At 73.3% G+C, this 17,008-nt stretch carries 14 protein-coding genes; 1 reads left to right on the top strand and 13 read right to left on the bottom strand.

What is annotated here, in order from left to right; translation table 11 throughout:
- The first annotated feature begins 62 nt into the window (after positions 1–62).
- The gene (locus FRAAL_RS09385) at positions 63–1,574 is read left to right on the top strand and encodes a helix-turn-helix domain-containing protein (RefSeq protein WP_041939063.1); all 1,512 of its coding nucleotides are present in this window, start codon (positions 63–65) and stop codon (positions 1,572–1,574) included.
- Positions 1,575–1,679: 105 nt separating this feature from the next.
- Here FRAAL_RS09385 and cutA read toward each other — a convergent pair whose 3' ends face one another.
- The 13 genes from cutA to pdxS form a co-directional block, all read right to left on the bottom strand.
- Complete coding sequence (gene cutA / locus FRAAL_RS09380) at positions 1,680–2,009, bottom strand: divalent-cation tolerance protein CutA (RefSeq protein ID WP_041940337.1); 330 nt, start codon at positions 2,007–2,009, stop codon at positions 1,680–1,682.
- A 310-nt stretch (positions 2,010–2,319) separates the two neighbouring features.
- Positions 2,320–4,608: a RelA/SpoT family protein gene (locus FRAAL_RS09375; protein WP_011603313.1), complete on the bottom strand. Its 2,289-nt coding sequence runs from the start codon at positions 4,606–4,608 to the stop codon at positions 2,320–2,322.
- Between the two features lie 18 nt (positions 4,609–4,626).
- Entirely contained in the window at positions 4,627–7,209 is a 2,583-nt protein-coding gene (locus FRAAL_RS09370; protein WP_041939062.1) for a RelA/SpoT family protein, read from the bottom strand.
- Positions 7,210–7,291: 82 nt separating this feature from the next.
- Positions 7,292–7,861, bottom strand: a complete 570-nt coding sequence (locus tag FRAAL_RS09365; RefSeq protein ID WP_011603311.1) for an adenine phosphoribosyltransferase — start codon at positions 7,859–7,861, stop codon at positions 7,292–7,294.
- A 111-nt stretch (positions 7,862–7,972) separates the two neighbouring features.
- Complete coding sequence (secF, locus tag FRAAL_RS09360) at positions 7,973–9,226, bottom strand: protein translocase subunit SecF (protein ID WP_011603310.1); 1,254 nt, start codon at positions 9,224–9,226, stop codon at positions 7,973–7,975.
- A 3-nt stretch (positions 9,227–9,229) separates the two neighbouring features.
- Positions 9,230–11,203 (bottom strand): protein translocase subunit SecD, encoded by a 1,974-nt coding sequence (gene secD, locus FRAAL_RS09355; protein WP_011603309.1) that lies wholly within the window; start codon positions 11,201–11,203, stop codon positions 9,230–9,232.
- Positions 11,204–11,350: 147 nt separating this feature from the next.
- Complete coding sequence (yajC, locus tag FRAAL_RS09350) at positions 11,351–11,866, bottom strand: preprotein translocase subunit YajC (RefSeq protein WP_011603307.1); 516 nt, start codon at positions 11,864–11,866, stop codon at positions 11,351–11,353.
- Between the two features lie 138 nt (positions 11,867–12,004).
- Entirely contained in the window at positions 12,005–13,105 is a 1,101-nt protein-coding gene (gene ruvB, locus FRAAL_RS09345) for a Holliday junction branch migration DNA helicase RuvB (RefSeq protein ID WP_011603306.1), read from the bottom strand.
- Positions 13,106–13,172: 67 nt separating this feature from the next.
- Complete coding sequence (gene ruvA / locus FRAAL_RS09340; protein ID WP_011603305.1) at positions 13,173–13,931, bottom strand: Holliday junction branch migration protein RuvA; 759 nt, start codon at positions 13,929–13,931, stop codon at positions 13,173–13,175.
- A complete protein-coding gene (gene ruvC, locus FRAAL_RS09335) occupies positions 13,928–14,521 on the bottom strand; it encodes a crossover junction endodeoxyribonuclease RuvC (protein WP_011603304.1) in 594 nt (197 codons plus the stop codon). Before ruvC ends, ruvA begins: the two co-directional genes overlap by 4 nt.
- 148 nt (positions 14,522–14,669) lie before the next feature.
- Positions 14,670–15,425: a YebC/PmpR family DNA-binding transcriptional regulator gene (locus FRAAL_RS09330; protein WP_011603303.1), complete on the bottom strand. Its 756-nt coding sequence runs from the start codon at positions 15,423–15,425 to the stop codon at positions 14,670–14,672.
- A 22-nt stretch (positions 15,426–15,447) separates the two neighbouring features.
- Positions 15,448–16,047, bottom strand: coding sequence for a pyridoxal 5'-phosphate synthase glutaminase subunit PdxT (pdxT, locus tag FRAAL_RS09325; protein ID WP_011603302.1), 600 nt, complete (start codon positions 16,045–16,047; stop codon positions 15,448–15,450).
- Positions 16,044–16,976 carry a pyridoxal 5'-phosphate synthase lyase subunit PdxS gene (gene pdxS, locus FRAAL_RS09320; RefSeq protein ID WP_011603301.1) on the bottom strand — a complete coding sequence of 311 codons (933 nt, stop codon included), beginning with the start codon at positions 16,974–16,976 and terminating at the stop codon, positions 16,044–16,046. The genes pdxT and pdxS overlap by 4 nt, the downstream gene beginning before the upstream one ends.
- Positions 16,977–17,008 lie beyond the last annotated feature (32 nt).

Below are 17,008 nucleotides of genomic sequence, written 5' to 3'. Positions count from 1 at the left end.
GACCGTCTTATCTCACAGAGGGTTAAGCTCCAGGAGTCAACCGATTGACTTCGGAGGCCCCGATGCAGCTCACGACCGGTCCCTCGGCAGCTTCCCGGGCACCTGCGGCCTCCGGACCATCACCTGACGTGTCGAAGTCCAGCCGTGCGCCCGCGACCCGCACACCGAACGCCCGACTACGGCTGAGCCGGGAGGAGCGGGGCTGGTCGCAGGAACGCCTTGCCACCGAGATCCGGCGCTTCTCCGTCATCCACGAGGGTCGCGAGGCCGGGGTGACCGGAAACATGATCTGTAAGTGGGAGAAGGGCGACAAGAAACCGAGCCTGCGTTATCAGCGGCTGTTGCGGGCTCTATTCGGCCGATCTTCGGTGGAACTGGGTTTCGTGGACGACGAGACGCTTCCCTCCGTCGCCGGAGCAATGCGGACGGGAATGGGTCGGGGTATCGCCCCGGCCGGGCCCGGCGGTCCGCAGCAGGCCGGCCGCGAGGTGGTACCCGGCGGAACGTTGGTCCTGCAGGCGGACGCCGAAGTGATCGACCCGAATGGCATTCCCGTGGAGCGGCGCGACTTTCTGCGGCTGTTCGCCGCGGCGGGTGGCGTCGCGGTGGTGCCGATCGCCGCGGCCGCGGACACCACCCCGCCCTGGGAGCGGCTGTCCTCGGCGCTGCGCCGGCGGGCGAGCGTCACCCCGGAGCTCGCCGAGGAGCTGGGGCAGCGCACCGCGGGCCTGTACGGCCTGGAGGAGCGCGTTCCCGCCCGGATCCTCATGCAGCGGGTCACCGACCACCTCGGGCGGCTCACCCAGCTGCTGGAGTCGACGAACCGCACGCCGGTGCGCCGCGACCTGACCTCCACCGCCGGCGAGACCGCGGCGCTGGCGGGCTGGCTGGCCTTCGACATGAACGACCTGCCCGCCGCGGTGGCGTACTACCGGGTGGCCATCGAGGCCGCCCGCGAGGCCGACGACAACGCGCTGTGGGCGTGCGTGCTCGGCTACGAGAGCTATCAGACCGCCAGCCAGGGCCGTCACGACCAGGCGTGCGTGCTGCTCGGCGAGGCCCAGCGACGCGCGGCGACGGGCAGCACCGTCATGACCCGGGCGTGGCTGGCCGCCCGCGAGGCCGAGGAGCAGGCGGCGCGGGGCGAGGGCCGGGCGGCGCTGGCCGCGCTCGACCGCGCGCAGGAGGCCTTCGAGCGGGGCGAGAGCGACGGCGACCGGGTCTGGACCCAGTTCTTCGACCGGGGCCGGCTGGACGGGCTCAAGGTCACCACCTACACCCGGCTGCGCCGACCGGCGGCGGCCTACGCGGCGGCCACCGAGGCCCTGCGGGCCACGGCGCCGGGCGCCACGAAGAAGCGGTCGCTGCTGATGAGCGACATCGCCGAGGTCCACATCCAGCGACGGGAGATCGAGGCGGCCTGCCACTTCGCCGCCGAGGCGCTGTCGATCGTGGCCCAGACGGACTTCTCCCTGGGCCTGGCCCGGGTCCGGCGGACCCGGGAGCACCTGCGGCCCTGGCAGCACACCCAGGCCGTGCGGGACCTCGACGACCAGCTACGCGTGCTGGTCTGAGCGCGGCTCCCCGGGTCCGACGCCGCCGGCCGGAGACGTCACCGCCGCCGACATGACGTCCGGTCGCCGCCCCGGCCCCGCCAGAGTCGGGGCGGCGACCGGACGTCAGCTCCGCACGGCGGGCGCGGTCTCCGCACTGATCCACTGCAGATAGTCGGCGTGGCCCGCAACTATCGGCGTGGCAATGATCTCGGGATTCTCGTACGGGTGCAGGACGACCAGCCGCTCGCGTAGCTCGTCGAATCGCTCGGTGGTGGTTTTCGCGAGACAGAGCCATTCCTCGGCCTGCTCGATCTCACCCTTCCAGCGGTAGATGCTGCTCATCGGGCCGATCACCTGGAAACAGGCGACCAGGCGCGCCTCCACGAGCGCACGGCCGACACGCTCGGCGCCTTCCCGGGAGTCGATACTCACGATGACCTGAAGGTGACCCACGCGCACTCCCATCTGGAAACGAGGGATACGCGAGATACTCTACATCGATCAGTGGCGGTCGCCGTTGAATTTACGGCGCCCGGAAGGGTGGCGGGTATTCTCCCGGCGACAATCCACCCTTATCGGCCCGGATGGGGCAGTTTTAGGCACCTTCCGTTTACCACCGGTGGATGCGGAGGGCACTTTCCGGGGTGGAATCGCCACGCTGCGCGCCGGTATCGGTGGCGGTTCTCGCCGACCGGGCCCCCTTCGACGGTCGGGTCGGCGGGTCGTGCCCGTACGGGGTCGCCCGACCCGGCCGCGGCTCGGGTCAGGTGGCGGCGCGGGCGGGCGGGTCGACGGTCGGCGACGCCTGGGACTGACACACGCGGTAGCAGTCGTACACGCCACCCACCCGGCGGACCGCCGAGAGCACGCTGTCGAGCTGCTCGGGCCCGGTGACCTCGATGGTGAAGCGGGCGTGGGCGACGCGGTCCTCGGAGGTGGTCGTCGACGCGGCCCGGACCGACACCGACGTCTCGGACAGGACCTCGGTGATGTCGGCCAGCAGGCCGTAACGGTCGAACGCCTCGACCGCGATCTCGGCGGGAAAAATCTGGACATCGGGAGCGGACCACGCGGTCACCACGACCCGTTCCCGGTCGGCACTCGCCTCGGCGGCGTTGCCGCACTCGCGCCGGTGCAGCGACACAGCGCTGCCATGGGTCGTGAAGCCGACGACGGCGTCACCGGGCAGCGGCAGGCAACATCGGGCCAGCCGGACGGGCATGCTCGCGCCCGACCCGTCGTCGGCCACGGCGGCGAGGCTGGGCACCCCGCGCCGGGCCAGCTGCCGCGCCGGTGCCGCGGAGGTGCCGCCCGCAGCGCCCCCCGGACCGCCGCCAGGGTCGCCGGTCGGGCCGCCGCGGGCGCCGGCGTCCGTCCCGGCCGCCGGGCCGGACTGCTCCGGTCCCTCGGGCAGGCCGGGGCCGGCAGCGGCGTCCCGGCGCTGCCGGGCAAGCCGGCGGCGGATGCGCACGCGGGCCCGCGAGGTCTTCACGAACCGCAGCCAGTCCTCCGACGGCCCGGCACCGGGCAGGTTGGAGGTCAGGATCTCGACGACGTCACCGTTGCGCAGCCGGGTGTGCAGCGGGACGAGCCGCCCGTTGACCCGGGCGCCGATCGCCCGGTGACCGATGTCGGTGTGCACGGCGTAGGCGACGTCGACGGGCGACGACCGGGGCGGCAGGGCGATCATCCGCCCCTTGGGGGTGAAGGCGAGCACCTCGTCGGAGTCCAGATCGGACGACAGCGACTCCAGGAACTCGTCGGAGTCGATCGTGTCCTCCTGCCAGTCCAGCAGGCTGTGCAGCCAGGACAGGCCCTCCAGCCGGGCGCCGTCGGCGCCGGGGCCGACCGGGCGCGCGACGATGCCGGTCTCCGCCAGCCGGTGCATCGCCGGGGTCCGGATCTGGATGTCGATGCTGCGCCCGGTGTCGTCGACGACGGTGGTGTGCAGCGACTGGTACATGTTGAACTTCGGCGTCGCCACGAAGTCCCGCAGCCGGCCCGGCACCGGGCGCCACAGCGCGTGAATCACCCCGAGGGCGGCGTAGCAGTCAGTCACCTCGTCGACGAGCACGAGGACGCGGACGATGTCGGTGTAGTCCTGCGGGGCGCGGGCCCGTTCCTGCCCCCGCTTGTAGATCGAGAACAGGTGGCTGGCGCGGACGGAGACCTCGCTGTCGATGCGGGCGCCCGCCAGGCCCGCCCGCAGCCGCGCGACCAGGCCCGCAAGCGAACCCGACGCCTGCTCCGCGGCGGTGAACTCGTCCACGATCCGGGCGGTGCGCGCATGCTCGGCCGGATGGAGCACGGCGAACGCCCGGTCCTCCAGCTCCCGTTTGATCACGCTGACGCCGAGCCGGTGGGCCAGCGGCGCCAGGATCTCCAACGTGACCCGGGAGATCTTCACCTGCTTGGGTGGGGACATGAAGTCGAGGGTGCGCATGTTGTGCAGCCGGTCGGCGATCTTGATAACGAGAACCCGGTAGTCCTGGGCGAGCGCCACGATCAGCTTGCGCAGCGTCTCGGCCTCGGCCGCCTCACCGAAGCGCATCTTGTCCAGCTTGGTGACCCCGTCGACGAGGTTGGCGACCTCGCCGCCGAACTCCTCGACGACCGAGTCGAGGGTGTAGCCGGTGTCCTCGACGGTGTCGTGCAGCAGGGCCGCGATCAGCGTGGTCGTGTCCACTCCGAGCTCGGCGAGGGCCTCGCAGACGGCGAGCGGGTGGCTGATGTACGGGTCCCCGCTGCGGCGCATCTGGCCGGCGTGCAGCCGCTCGGCGACCCCGTAGGCGTGCACGAGGGCGCCGATGTCGGCCCGCGGGTGGTAGTCGCGGTGGGCCTCGACGATGTCCCGCAGCTCGGGGGGCACCTGCGACATGCGCGGCGTGGCCATCCGGCGGGCCAGGTGCGCCAGGCGCACGCTCGCCTGCCGCGCCGCCGACAGGGCCCGGGAGGCGTCGTCGGAGGAGTCGCCCCGGGAGTCGGCCCGGGACAGCGCCGGGGTCAGTCCGCCGCCCGCCGGCAGACCCGCACCTACGGTCTCAGCATCCACGGCGCCCCCTTTGTCCCGCTAGACCTGTATGCCTGAGGTGACGCGAAAACAGTCGTAGACCCCGTCGATGGATCGCACGGCACTCAGGATGTGCCCGAGATGCTTGGCATCCCCCATCTCGAAGGTGAAGCGGCTGACCGCGACGGAGTCCCTGGTGGTGGCCACCGACGCGGACAGGATGTTCACGTGCCGGTCGGAGAGCACCCGGGTGACGTCCGAGAGCAGCTTGGTCCGGTCCTGCGCCTCGACCTGGATCACGACGAGGAACACCGAACCCGACGACGGCGCCCACTCGACCTCGACGAGCCGGTCGTGCGGCCCGCCGCGCAGCCCGGTGAGGTTGGAGCAGTCGGTCCGGTGGACGGACACGCCCTTACCCCGGGTGACGAAGCCGGCGATGTCGTCGCCGGGCATCGGGGTGCAGCAGCGCGCAAGCTTCGTCCACACGTCCGGTGCCCCGGTAACCAGCACGCCCGGCTCCCCGGTGGAGCGGCGCAGCGTGCGGATCGGCAGCTCGGTCTCGCCGGCGTCCTCCTCGGCGCCCTCAGGGCCACCGAGCGCCACCAGCAGCTTCGAGACGACCGACGGGGCGCTGACGTGGTTCTCCCCCACCGCCGCGTACAGCGCGGCGACGTCGGCGTAGCGCAGGTCCTTGGCCAGGTTGAGCAGCGCGTCGCCGTTCATCAGCCGGGACAGCGGCAGCCCGTGGCGGCGCATGGCCCGGCCGATCGCGTCGCGGCCGGCGACGATCGCGTCCTCGCGGCGCTCACGGGCGTGCCACTGGCGGATCTTCGCCCGGGCCCGCGAGGAGCGGACGAACATCAGCCAGTCCTCGCTGGGACCCGCCGAGTGCGCCCGCGAGGTGAAGACCTCGACGGTGTCGCCGTTGTCGAGCTCGGTGTCCAACGCCGCGAGCCGGCCGTTGATCCGCGCGCCGACGCAGTGGTGACCGACGTCGGTGTGCACCGCGTAGGCGAAGTCCACCGACGTCGACCCGGCGGGCAGCGGGATGACGTCGCCCTTCGGAGTGAACACGAAGACCTCGTCGGTCTCCGCGGCGAAGCGCAGGCTGTCGAGGAACTCCCCCGGGTCGGCGGTCTCGCGCTGCCAGTCCAGGACCTGGCGCAGCCAGCTCATGAGGTCCGGCTCGGGACTGCCGCGACGCCGCCCGGACCGGCCGCCGCCGCTGTCGACGGCGGCCGCCGACGGGCGGGCCGCGACGCCGTCCTCCTTGTACTTCCAGTGCGCGGCGATGCCGTACTCGGCCCGGTTGTGCATCGCGTGCGTGCGGATCTGCAGCTCGACCGGCTTGCCCTCGGGCCCGATGACCGTGGTGTGCAACGACTGGTACATGTTGAACTTGGGCATCGCGATGTAGTCCTTGAACCGGCCGGGGATCGGCTTCCAGTTCGCGTGGACGGTGCCCAGGGTGGCGTAGCAGTCGCGGACCGAGTCGACCAGGACGCGGATGCCGACCAGGTCGTAGATGTCGTCGAACGACCGGCCGCGCACGACCATCTTCTGGTAGATCGAGTAGTAGTGCTTGGGTCGGCCGGAGACGACCGCGCGGATCCGGGCGTCGCGCAGGCCGGCCTGCACCTGGCCGATCACCTCGGCGAGGTAGACGTCGCGGCTGGGCGCCCGGTCGGCGACGAGGCGGACGATCTCGTCGTAACGCTTCGGGTACAGCGCGGCGAACGCGAGGTCCTCCAGCTCCCACTTCAGCGAGTTCATCCCGAGCCGGTGGGCGAGCGGGGCGTAGACCTCCAGCGTCTCGCGGGCCTTGCGCTCCTGCTTGTGCTCGGGCAGGAAGCGCAGGGTGCGCATGTTGTGCAGCCGGTCGGCGAGCTTGACGACCAGGGCCCGCGGGTCGCGGGCCATCGCGACGACCATCCTGCGGATCGTCTCCGCCTGCGCCGCCTCGCCGACCTTGACCCGGTTGAGCTTGCTGACGGCGTCGACGATGAGGGCGATCTGGTCGCCGAAGGTCTCCCGGATCGCCTCGGCGGACAGGGAGGTCTCCTCCAGCGTGTCGTGCAGCAGCGCCGCGGACAGCGTCGGGGTGTCCATCCCGAGATCGGCGAGGATGCTCGCCACGGCGATCGGGTGGGTGATGTAGGGATGCCCGGAGAAGCGCACCTGGCCGGCGTGCGCGGCGTCGGCGACCTCGAAGGCCTGCTGGACCTGGTCGATGTCGGCCCGTGGGTGGTTCGCGAGCAGGCCGCGCAGCACTGGGTCAAGGGCCGACGAGGGAGTGGCCCGGTGCGTCGAGAGGCGCGACAGGCGCCCGCGCACCCGGCGCGGCAGGGGTGGCGACTCGTGGCCGAGGCGGGGAACGACCGGTGAGCCGTCATCCGGCGGCGCATCCGCCAGTGGCGGACCGGCCTGCCCGGCCGGTTCCCGGGCCGGGGCGGCCCCGCGCGGCTCCCGGCTCGCGGGCTGCGGGCCGGCCGGCTCGCGGACGGCCTCGTCACGGAGGGTGGGTCCGCGGTCCGGGCCAGACGGGGCAGGACGCGCACCATCAGCCGCCGTCCGTGGCTCCCTCGAGGGAGCCACGGCGGGCGACGACGCTCCGGTGGTCACCGGCGCTGCCTCTGGCACGGGCCGCTCCTGCGTGAGGACTAGACACCGAGCCTAACGCCGCGCCGCCCGGAAGCCTTCCGCAGGCCCGGCCGAGGGTAGGTCAAATCGTCAGAAGTGGGACGACATCCAGCGGAGCGACCCGTTCCCGCCCGGGCAGGAACGACAGCTCCATGAGGACCGCGAGGCCCACCACCTCGGCCCCCACGCCGGCCAGCAGGCCGTGCGCGGCGGCCGCCGTGCCGCCGGTCGCCAGCACGTCGTCGACCAGCAGCACCCGCTCGTCCGGGCGCACCGCGTCGGCGTGGATCTCGATGGTGGCGGTGCCGTACTCCAGGTCGTAGGTCGCGCTGCGGGTCGGGCCCGGCAGCTTGCCCTGCTTGCGGATGGGCACCAGGGCGGCGCCGAGCCGGTCGGCGACCGGCGCGGCCAGCAGGAAGCCGCGGGCCTCGATCCCCGCGATCGTGGTCGCGCCGCGCTCGCGGGCGACGTCCACCAGGGCCCCGACGACCACGCCGAAAGCGGCGGGCGTGGACAGCAGCGGGGTGATGTCCTTGAACACGACCCCGGGCTGCGGCCAGTCCTGGATGTCCCGGATGTGGCCACGCAACACGTCGGCGGCCGCGTCGCTCGCGGCGGACCGTCCGGGTGCCGCCTCGTCGATGCTCGTCATCGTCCTGCTCATCCCACTTTCGGGGCTAGTCCGCCAGATCCGTCCCCGGGCGCCGCAGGGCACGGGTACACCGCAGGGCGCGGGTACGCAGGTGTGTCCCTGACGCCCGGTTCACCGACGCTTCTTACCGCTCGGCCGCCCCCGCCGGCCGGGTTTGCGGCCACCGGCGCGTCGCGCGGCACCCGCCGTGGGGGGTCGCCGGCCGGGCCCGCCGAGTCCCGCCCCGGCGGGAACCGGTTCGCGGGCACCGGGGCCGCCGGGCCGACCGACCGGATCGTCCGCCAGCGCGGCACCGCCCGCCGACAGGGCCGCGACCTCCCCCGATACCGGCTCGTCCGGCGCCGGCGAGCCCACCGGCGCCCCCGGGCCGGCCGCGGTCGACGCGACGGCGCGGGCACGCTTGCCCCGTTCCCGGGCGACCCGCGCATCGAGGGCCTGCACCGCCGGCTCACCCCGCTTGAGGTCGACCAGCAGGGGCGTGGCGAAGAACAGCGACGAGTAGGTGCCGGAGGCGATCCCGACGAACTGGGCGAGCGCGAGGTCCTTCAGCGTGCCCGCGCCCAGCAGCCCGGCGCCGACGAACAGCAGCGACGCCACCGGGATGAGGGCGATGAGGGACGTGTTCAGCGAACGGACCAGCGTCTCGTTCAGCGCGTCGTTCGTCGCCTCGGCATAGGTACGGCGGTGGGAGGTCGCCATCCCCGCGGTGTTCTCCCGCACCCGGTCGAACACCACCACCGTGTCATAGAGCGAGAAGCCCAGAATCGTCAGCACGGCGATCACCGTCGACGGCGTCACCTCGAACCCCACGAGGGAGTAGACGCCCATGGTGACGACGAGGTCGTGGATGAGCGCGGCCATCGCGGCCACCGCCATCTTCCACTCGAAGCGCACCGACAGGTAGATCATCACGAGCACCAGGAAGACGACCAGCCCCTGGATGGCCTTGCTGGTGATCGTCGAGCCCCACGAGGAGCCGACGGTGGACACGGCGATGTCGCGGTCCGGGTCGGTCACGGAGAACCGCTTGGCCAGCGCGTCGGTCAGCTTGTCGGTCTGGGCGTCGGTCAGGGTGGGGGTCTGCACCCGGAACTGCTTGGAGGTCTCGAGCTGCTGGACCACGCCGTCCGCCGGGTCGATGCCGACGCTGGAGAGGGTCTGCTCGACCTGTTCGACGGTGCCGCCGTGACTGGGTAGCTGGAAGACCGCGCCGCCGGAGAACTCGATGCCCAGGGTGAAGCCGCGGAAGATCATGCTCACGGCGCAGATCACGAGGATGACGCCGGAGACCGCGTACCAGACCCGGCGGCGGCCGACGAAATCGACGTGGAAGTCGCTGCGGTAGATCCGCCCGAGCAGTGCCATCTGTCAGCTCTCCCGCTTCTGCCCGGCCGGCGCCGGCCGCTTGGCCAGCCGCGGCCTGCTGGGGGCCGCGGCCGGTGGCCCGGCCGCGGCCCGACCACCGATCGTCTTCGGACTCAGGCCGGAGAACCGGCTGACGGAGAACAGTCTGCGCCGCACCAGCAGGGCCACCATCGGGCGGGTGAAGATGAACATGATCAGCACGTCACTCAACGTCGAGAGCCCGAGGGTGAACGCGAACCCGCGCACCGAGCCGATCGAGAGGATGTACAGCACGGCGGCGGCGAGGAACGAGACCGTGTCCGCCGAGAGCATCGTGCGCCGCGCGGCCGGCCAGGCCCGGTCGGCGGAGGCACGCACCGTCCGGCCGGCCTGCACCTCGTCCTTGATCCGTTCGAAGTAGACGACGAACGAGTCCGCCGTGACGCCGATCGACACGATCAGACCGGCGATGCCGGCGAGGGTCAGCGTGAAGCCGATCGCGGCGCCCAGCAGCACCACCGAGGCATAGATGATCGCCCCGCTGACGGCCAGCGAGGCGACCACCACGATGCCCAGCGCCCGGTAGTACAGGAACGAGTAGGCGACGACCAGCACCAGCCCGATGGCCCCGGCGAGCAGCCCGCCGCGCAGCGAGTCGCGGCCCAGAGTCGGCGAGATCGACTCGGCCTGAGAACGCTCGAACGCCAGCGGCAGCGCGCCGTAGCGCAGGACGTTGGCGAGGTCCTCAGCCTCGGACTGGCCGAAGGACCCGGAGATCTGCGCGGTCCCGGCGATGCGCTCGTTGGTCTGCGGCGCCGACTGCACCACGCCGTCGAGCACGATCGCGACCTGCTTGCCGATCGTCTTCTCGGTGAGCTTGGTGAACTTGTTCTGGCCGGAGCCGGTGAAGTCGACGTTGACCACCCACTGGCCGGTGGTGACGCCGGTGGTGCCGCCGCCGCCCTGCAGGCCGGCGGAGGCCGTCTTCACGTCGGTCCCGACGACGGACGCCGGCTTGAGCAGGTACTTGGTCGCCCCGTCCCGGTCGCACGCGGCGGTCCAGTCCTGGGGCCGGTCGGTGCTGACCGCCGCCCTGCGCACGTCGGTGGCCGCGCAGGTCAGCGCGTCGTACTGGGCGACCGCGGCGGCAGGCGGCGTGTCCGCGGCGGCGGCGGCGCCGGCGACGGGCGCCGGAGACGACGGCGCCGGGGACGCCGACGCGGCCGGAGCCGCGGAGGACGCCGCAGCAGGGGAGGCCGCGGCGGGAGAGGCCGGCGCGGGGGGAGCCGCCGAGGCCGCGGTGAGGACGCCGGCGGCGGTGACCGCCTTGCCCGTGCCTGCGGCCTTACCCGTGCTCGCGGCGAGCGCCACCGGCTGCGCGACCAGCCCGGAGCCATCCCCGAGCGCCACCGGCTTCGCGGCCGGCCGCGCGCCGTCGCCGAGAGCGGCCGGGCGGTTCGACGCCGAGGGGCTCGGCGCCACGGAGGGGGCCGCCGACGGCGTCGCGGACGGTGTGCTCCCAGCCGCCGGCGACGGCGTCGCGCCGGACGCGGGGGTCGGTGCGGCCGTGCCGGCGGGGGTGCGCGAGGGGACCGTCTTCGCCGGCGTCGCCGCGGCGGCCTCGTAGACCTCCCGGAAGCGCAGCTCCGCGGTCTGCCCCACCAGGTCGACCACGTCGCTGCGACCGCGGCCGGGGACCGAGATCTCGATCTGGTTGCCGGTGCGGTGGACCTCGGACTCGGCCACGCCCAGCCCGTCGACGCGCTGGCGGATGATCTCCACCGCCTGGTCGACCGCGCCGGAGTCGACGCTGCTACCGGTGGTCGCCCGAGGCGTGAGGATCACGCTCGTGCCGCCCTGCAGGTCCAGCCCCAGCCGCGGGGTCCAGTTCCCGGTGGCGGCCATCAGGCTGTAGAGGACGACGAGCAGACCGCCGAGTACCCCCAGCCGGGTCCAGACGGAGCTTCCCGTGGATGCCCGTGCCGAGCCGCGTGCCACGTGCGAGTCCCTTCCTCACGCGCCGGAGGCCGGCGCTCGTTCGTCTCGCCGTTGCCCGGACCGGCGGTGCCCAACGTACCCGAACGAATGTCACCGAGGGTACGTTCCAAACCCCCGCTGGTGACGCTCCGGTGGTCCGTCGACCTGCTACAGCTCCTTGCGTGGCGGGTGGGGCACGCCCTTGCCCTCGCCGTCGGAACCGTCGGTCGCGGACGGCCCCCCGGCGCCCTCCTCGCCGACGGCGGTGCCCGCGCCGGGTGCCGTCCCCGGAGCCGTCTCGCCGGTGGCGATCGCGGAGTCGGCCGGACCGTCGTGCGCGGCGCCGTCCGCCGACCCGTCGTCGTGCGTCTCGTCGGCGTCCGGCGAGCTGATCACCCGGGCGATGGCGCTGCGGGTGAACCGGCAGACCACGTCGGGGGCGATCTCGAGCAGGACGTCGCCGTCCTCCAGCTCCACGACAGTCGCGTAGAGCCCGGCGGTGGTGATCACGAGGGTGCCGGGCAGGAGCTGGGACACCTGCTGCTGTTGAGCCTTGGCGCGGCGACGCTGCATCGAGAAGATGTAGACGACCGCCAGGACGAGAAGTAGCGGAATCAGGAAACCGCCGATGGAACTGCCGCCGTTACCGTCGGCTGCCGTCGCCGCCGTCACAAGTCCGCGCACGTCCTGCCCTCCTGATGTGTTGCGGCGATCGTACGTATCGAGCGGATGCCGCCGGTGGGCAGGGCCGTGGTGTCCGCTTTATACCGGCGCCGTGGCGCCGCGCGGTGGGCGGGGGTGGGCCGCCCGGTGGGCCGCCGCTCAGCCGCCCCCGGGGTGCAGGCCGTCCTCGGGAAGCAGGCCGCCCTCGGCGAGCAGGCCGGTGTTCGAGAAGAGCGGGGCCTGGCTGCGGCCGAGCGGATCGGCGACCGGTTCGAGCCCGAGGTGCTCGAAGGCGGCGGGGGTGGCGATCCGGCCGCGGGAGGTGCGGATCAACAGACCGGCCCGCAGCAGGAACGGCTCGGCCACATCTTCGACCGTCTCCGGCTCCTCCCCCACCGAGACGGCCAGCGTGGTGAGCCCGACCGGGCCGCCGCCGAAGCGACCCACGAGCGCCTCCAGCACGGCACGGTCGAGGCGGTCGAGCCCCAGCCCGTCCACGTCGTAGATCCGCAACGCGGCCCGGGCGACGTCGCGGGTGACCACGCCGTCGGCGCGCACCTCCGCGTAGTCGCGTACCCGGCGCAGCAGCCGGTTGGCGATGCGCGGGGTGCCCCGGGAGCGCCCGGCGACCTCGGCGGCGCCGTCCTCGGTGAGGCTGACGCCGAGCAGGCCCGCCGACCGGGTCAGCACCCGGGCGAGCTCGTCGGGGGCGTAGAAGTCCAGGTGGGCGGTGAACCCGAAGCGGTCGCGCAGCGGCCCCGTGAGCAGCCCCGACCGGGTCGTGGCGCCCACCAGGGTGAACGGGGCGACGTCGAGGGGGATGGCGGTCGCGCCGGGCCCCTTGCCGAGGATCACGTCGACCCGGAAGTCCTCCATCGCGGCATAGAGCAGCTCCTCGGCGGGACGCGCGATCCGGTGGATCTCGTCGAGGAACAGCACCTCCCCGGGGGACAGCGCGGTGAGGATCGCGACGAGGTCGCCGGCCCGTTCGATCGCCGGCCCGCTGGTCATCCGCAGCGGCACCGCCAGCTCCTCGGCGATGATCATCGCGAGGCTGGTCTTGCCCAGACCCGGCGGGCCGGACAGCAGGACGTGGTCCGGCGGGCGCCCTCGGGCCTGCGCCCCCTCCAGCATGATCGAGAGCTGCTCCCGGACCTTGCGCTGACCGACGAACTCGGTGAGCGTGCGGGGGCGCAGCCCGGCCTCGAACGCCTGCTCCTCGGCACTGGCGGCGGCCGAGACGAGCCCGTCGGCGCTCACGCGCCACCCCCGGGCGCCCGGCCCGCGGCCGGCGCGGCCTGCTCCGGCGCGGCCTGCTCCGGCGCGGTCATCGGCGCAGCACTGCCAGGCTCGCCCGCAGCAGCGTCGCCGCGTCGGCCGCGCCCTCGATCGGCGCTGCACCCGCGGACGGGGCCGCCGCAGACGGCGCCACCGCGGACGGGGCAACGGCTGACGCGTTCCCGCCTGGCCGGTCCGGACCGCCGGGGTCGCCCGAAGGCGCGGCCAGCACGGCCAGCGCGCGGGACACCGCGTCGTCGGCCTCCCGCGCCGAGTAGCCCAGGCCGATCAGCGCCTCACGCACCGTGTCCGCGACCGCGCCGGCCTCGCCGGGACCGGCCGCCCCGACCCCGCCGGCGCCGAGATCGGCGCCGCCCGACCTGGGCCCGGGCACGGCGGCGCCGCGCGGCGGGCCGAGCCGGTCGCGCAGGTCGAGGACGATCCGCTGGGCGCCCTTGCGCCCGATCCCGGGCACCTTGGTGAGCGCGGCGAGATCCTCCTCCGCGACCGCCCGGCGGACCGCGTCCGGCTCGTGCACGCCGAGGACGGCCTGGGCGAGCTTGGGCCCCACCCCGGCGGCGGACTGCAGGATCTCGAAGACGTCGCGGGCGTCGGCGTCGGGGAATCCGTAGAGGGTCAGCTCCGTCTCGCGCACGACGAGGGTGGTGGCGAGGCTGGCCGGCTCACCGATGCGCAGCCGGGCCAGCGTCGCCGGGGTGCACTGGACGAGCAGGCCGACGCCACCCACCTCGACGACGGCGGACAGCGGCCCGAGCGCCCGGACGGTGCCGGCCAGCGAGGCGATCATGACGCCCCCGCCGGGCGGCGGGCAGGCGCGGCGGGCCGCGGCGAGCGGCGAGCGGGCGTTGCGGGAGCCGGGCGGCTGACAGGCGCTGCGGGAGCCGCCGCGCGCAGCCGGGCCAACGCCGGGCCCCGCCAGAGGTGACACAACGCCAGCGCCAACGCGTCGGCGGCGTCGGCCGGCCGCGGCACCTCGGCCAGCCCCAGCAACCGGGTGACCATGAACCCGACCTGGGCCTTGTCGGCCCGGCCACTGCCGGTGACCGCGGCCTTGACCTCGCTGGGCGTGTAGAGGCCCACCGGCAGGTCGCGCCGGGCGGCGAGCATGATCGCCACCGCGCCGGCCTGGGCCGTGCCCATCACCGTGCGCACGTTGGCCTGGCTGAAGACCTTCTCGACCGCGACCGCGTCCGGGCGGGTGCGGTCCAGCCAGGCGTCGATGCCGTCGGCGACGGCCCGCAGCCGGTCGGCCACCTCGGCGCCGGCCGGCGTGCGCACCACTCCCGCCTCGACCAGTCGGGCGCGGGAACCCAGGGCGCCGTCGACGACCCCCAGGCCGCACCGCGTCAGCCCCGGATCGACGCCCAGCACCCGCATCCACCCTCCCGACCACGCGCCCGCAGGCCCGCTCGCTCACGGGCCCGCTCGCCCGCAAGAACACTCGTTCGATGGTAGATCGGTCGGCGCAACCGGACATCCACGACACGCCCAACAGATCGTCCCGGGCGCGGTGGCGTGCGGCCCGTCAGCTGCTGACGAGCTCCATGACGTCGTCGGAGATGTCGCCGTTGAACCACACGTTCTGGACGTCGTCGAGGTCCTCGACCGCCTCGACGAGCTTGAGCACCTTGGCCGCGGGCTCGGCGTCCAGCGGCACGCTCACGCTCGGCAGCCAGGAGATGTCCGCCGAGGTGATCTCCAGGTCGGCGTCACCGGCCGCCACCCGCACCGCATGCAGGTCGGTGGCCTCGGAGATGACCTCGAAGACGTCGCCGAGGTCGTTGACCTCCTCGGCGCCCGCGTCGAGCACGGCGAGCAGCACGTCGTCCTCGGTGAGCCCGGCGGCCTTCGTGAGCAGCACGACGCCCTTGCGGTTGAACAGGTACGACACCGAGCCGGGATCGGCCACCGTGCCGCCGTTGCGGGTGATCGCCACCCGGACGTCGGAGGCGGCCCGGTTGCGGTTGTCGGTCAGGCACTCGACGAGGATCGCGACGCCGTTCGGCCCGTACGCCTCGTAGGTGATGTTCTCGTAGTTCACCCCGCCGGCGAGCTCACCGGACCCGCGCTTGACCGCCCGCTCGATGTTGTCGTTCGGCACGGACTGCGACTTGGCCTTCGCGATGGCGTCGGCCAGCGTGGGGTTGCCCGCCGGGTCGCCGCCGCCCGTCTTGGCGGCGACCTCCACCGTCTTGATCAGCTTGGCGAACAGCTTGCCCCGTCGGGCGTCGATGACCGCCTTCTTGTGCTTCGTGGTCGCCCACTTGGAGTGACCGCTCATGTCCTGCCCCTCTTACTCGCGATCACCGACCGGATCCGGAAGATCGCACAATGTCGACGAATAGCCGGTGCATCCTGGAGTCTCCGGTCAGCTCCGGATGGAACGCGGTGGCCAGCAGCGAGCCCTGACGGACCGCCACCGGCGCCTCGGCGACACGAGCCAGGACCTCGACCGCATCGCCCGCCTTTTCTACCCATGGTGCTCGGATGAAGACCGCGTGCACAGGCGGTCCCTCCACCCCGTCGACGTCGAGGTCGACCTCGAACGAGTCGACCTGCCGGCCGAAGGCGTTGCGCCGGACGACCATGTCCAACCCACCGATCAGTGGCTGGTCCGGCCGACCGTCCACGACGTCCCGCGCAAGCAGGATCATGCCAGCACACGAGCCGAACACGGGCAGCCCCGCCACGACCGCGGCCCGCAGCGGCTCCAGCAGCTCGAACACCTGCAGCAACCGGCCGATCGTCGTGGACTCGCCGCCGGGCAGGACCAGACCGTCCACCTCGGCGAGCTGCGCCGCGCGGCGAACCTCCACCGGCTGCGCGCCGACGTCCGTCAGCCCCCGGGCGTGTTCCCGCACGTCCCCCTGCAGCGCGAGGATGCCGATCCGCGGGCCGCTCACCAGCCGCGGTCGGCGTAGCGGGCCGCCGACGGGAGCTCGGCGACGTTGATGCCGACCATCGCCTCGCCCAGGCCCCGCGACACCTTCACCAGCACGTCGGGGTCGTTGAACATCGTGGTCGCCTCGACGATCGCGCGGGCACGCCGCGCCGGATCCCCGGACTTGAAGATCCCCGAGCCGACGAACACCCCGTCCGCGCCGAGCTGCATCATCAGCGCCGCGTCCGCCGGGGTGGCGATGCCGCCGGCGGTGAACAGCACGACCGGCAGCCGGCCGAGCCGGGCCACCTCGGCGACCAGGTCGACGGGGGCGCGCAGCTCCTTGGCCGCGGCGTAGAGCTCCTCCGCGGGCAGCGCGGCGAGCCGGCCGATCTCGGCGCGGATGGTGCGCATGTGCACCACCGCGTTGGACACCTCGCCGGTACCCGCCTCCCCCTTGGAGCGGATCATCGCCGCGCCTTCGGCGATGCGGCGCAGCGCCTCGCCGAGGTTGGTCGCCCCGCAGACGAACGGGACCGTGAACGACCCCTTGTCGATGTGGTGGTGCGGGTCGGCCGGGGTGAGCACCTCGGACTCGTCGACGTAGTCCACCCCGAGGGCCTGCAGCACCTGGGCCTCGACGAAGTGCCCGATCCGCGCCTTGGCCATGACCGGGATGGAGACCGCCTCGATGATCTCCGAGATCATGTCCGGATCGCTCATCCGGGCGACGCCACCCTGGGCGCGGATGTCGGCGGGCACCCGCTCCAGGGCCATCACCGCCACGGCGCCGGCGTCCTCGGCGATGCGCGCCTGCTCGGCCGTGACCACATCCATGATCACACCGCCCTTGAGCATCTCCGCCATGCCGCGCTTGACGCGGGCGGTGCCGGCGTGCCGGGCGGAGTCGGTCGCCGGGCCGGTGGCGGCGGCAGTCTGGCCCTGGGACATGATGTGCCGTCTCTTTTCGCTCCAGTCGGGCG

Origin of the sequence: Frankia alni ACN14a, assembly GCF_000058485.1 — a bacterium.
In the GTDB taxonomy this organism is placed as follows: Bacteria; Actinomycetota; Actinomycetes; order Frankiales; family Frankiaceae; genus Frankia; species Frankia alni.
Note: the sequence above shows the minus strand (reverse complement) of the source record. Positions and strands in the feature narration are given on the sequence as shown.

Coding starts and splice junctions, on each gene's coding strand:
- FRAAL_RS09330 (WP_011603303.1), bottom strand. CDS start 15,425: ATGAGCGGTCACTCCAAGTGGGCGACCACGAAGCACAAGAAGGCGGTC.
- pdxS (WP_011603301.1), bottom strand. CDS start 16,976: ATGTCCCAGGGCCAGACTGCCGCCGCCACCGGCCCGGCGACCGACTCC.
- FRAAL_RS09365 (WP_011603311.1), bottom strand. CDS start 7,861: ATGACGAGCATCGACGAGGCGGCACCCGGACGGTCCGCCGCGAGCGAC.
- ruvA (WP_011603305.1), bottom strand. CDS start 13,931: ATGATCGCCTCGCTGGCCGGCACCGTCCGGGCGCTCGGGCCGCTGTCC.
- secF (WP_011603310.1), bottom strand. CDS start 9,226: ATGGCACTGCTCGGGCGGATCTACCGCAGCGACTTCCACGTCGATTTC.
- FRAAL_RS09385 (WP_041939063.1), top strand. CDS start 63: ATGCAGCTCACGACCGGTCCCTCGGCAGCTTCCCGGGCACCTGCGGCC.
- ruvC (WP_011603304.1), bottom strand. CDS start 14,521: ATGCGGGTGCTGGGCGTCGATCCGGGGCTGACGCGGTGCGGCCTGGGG.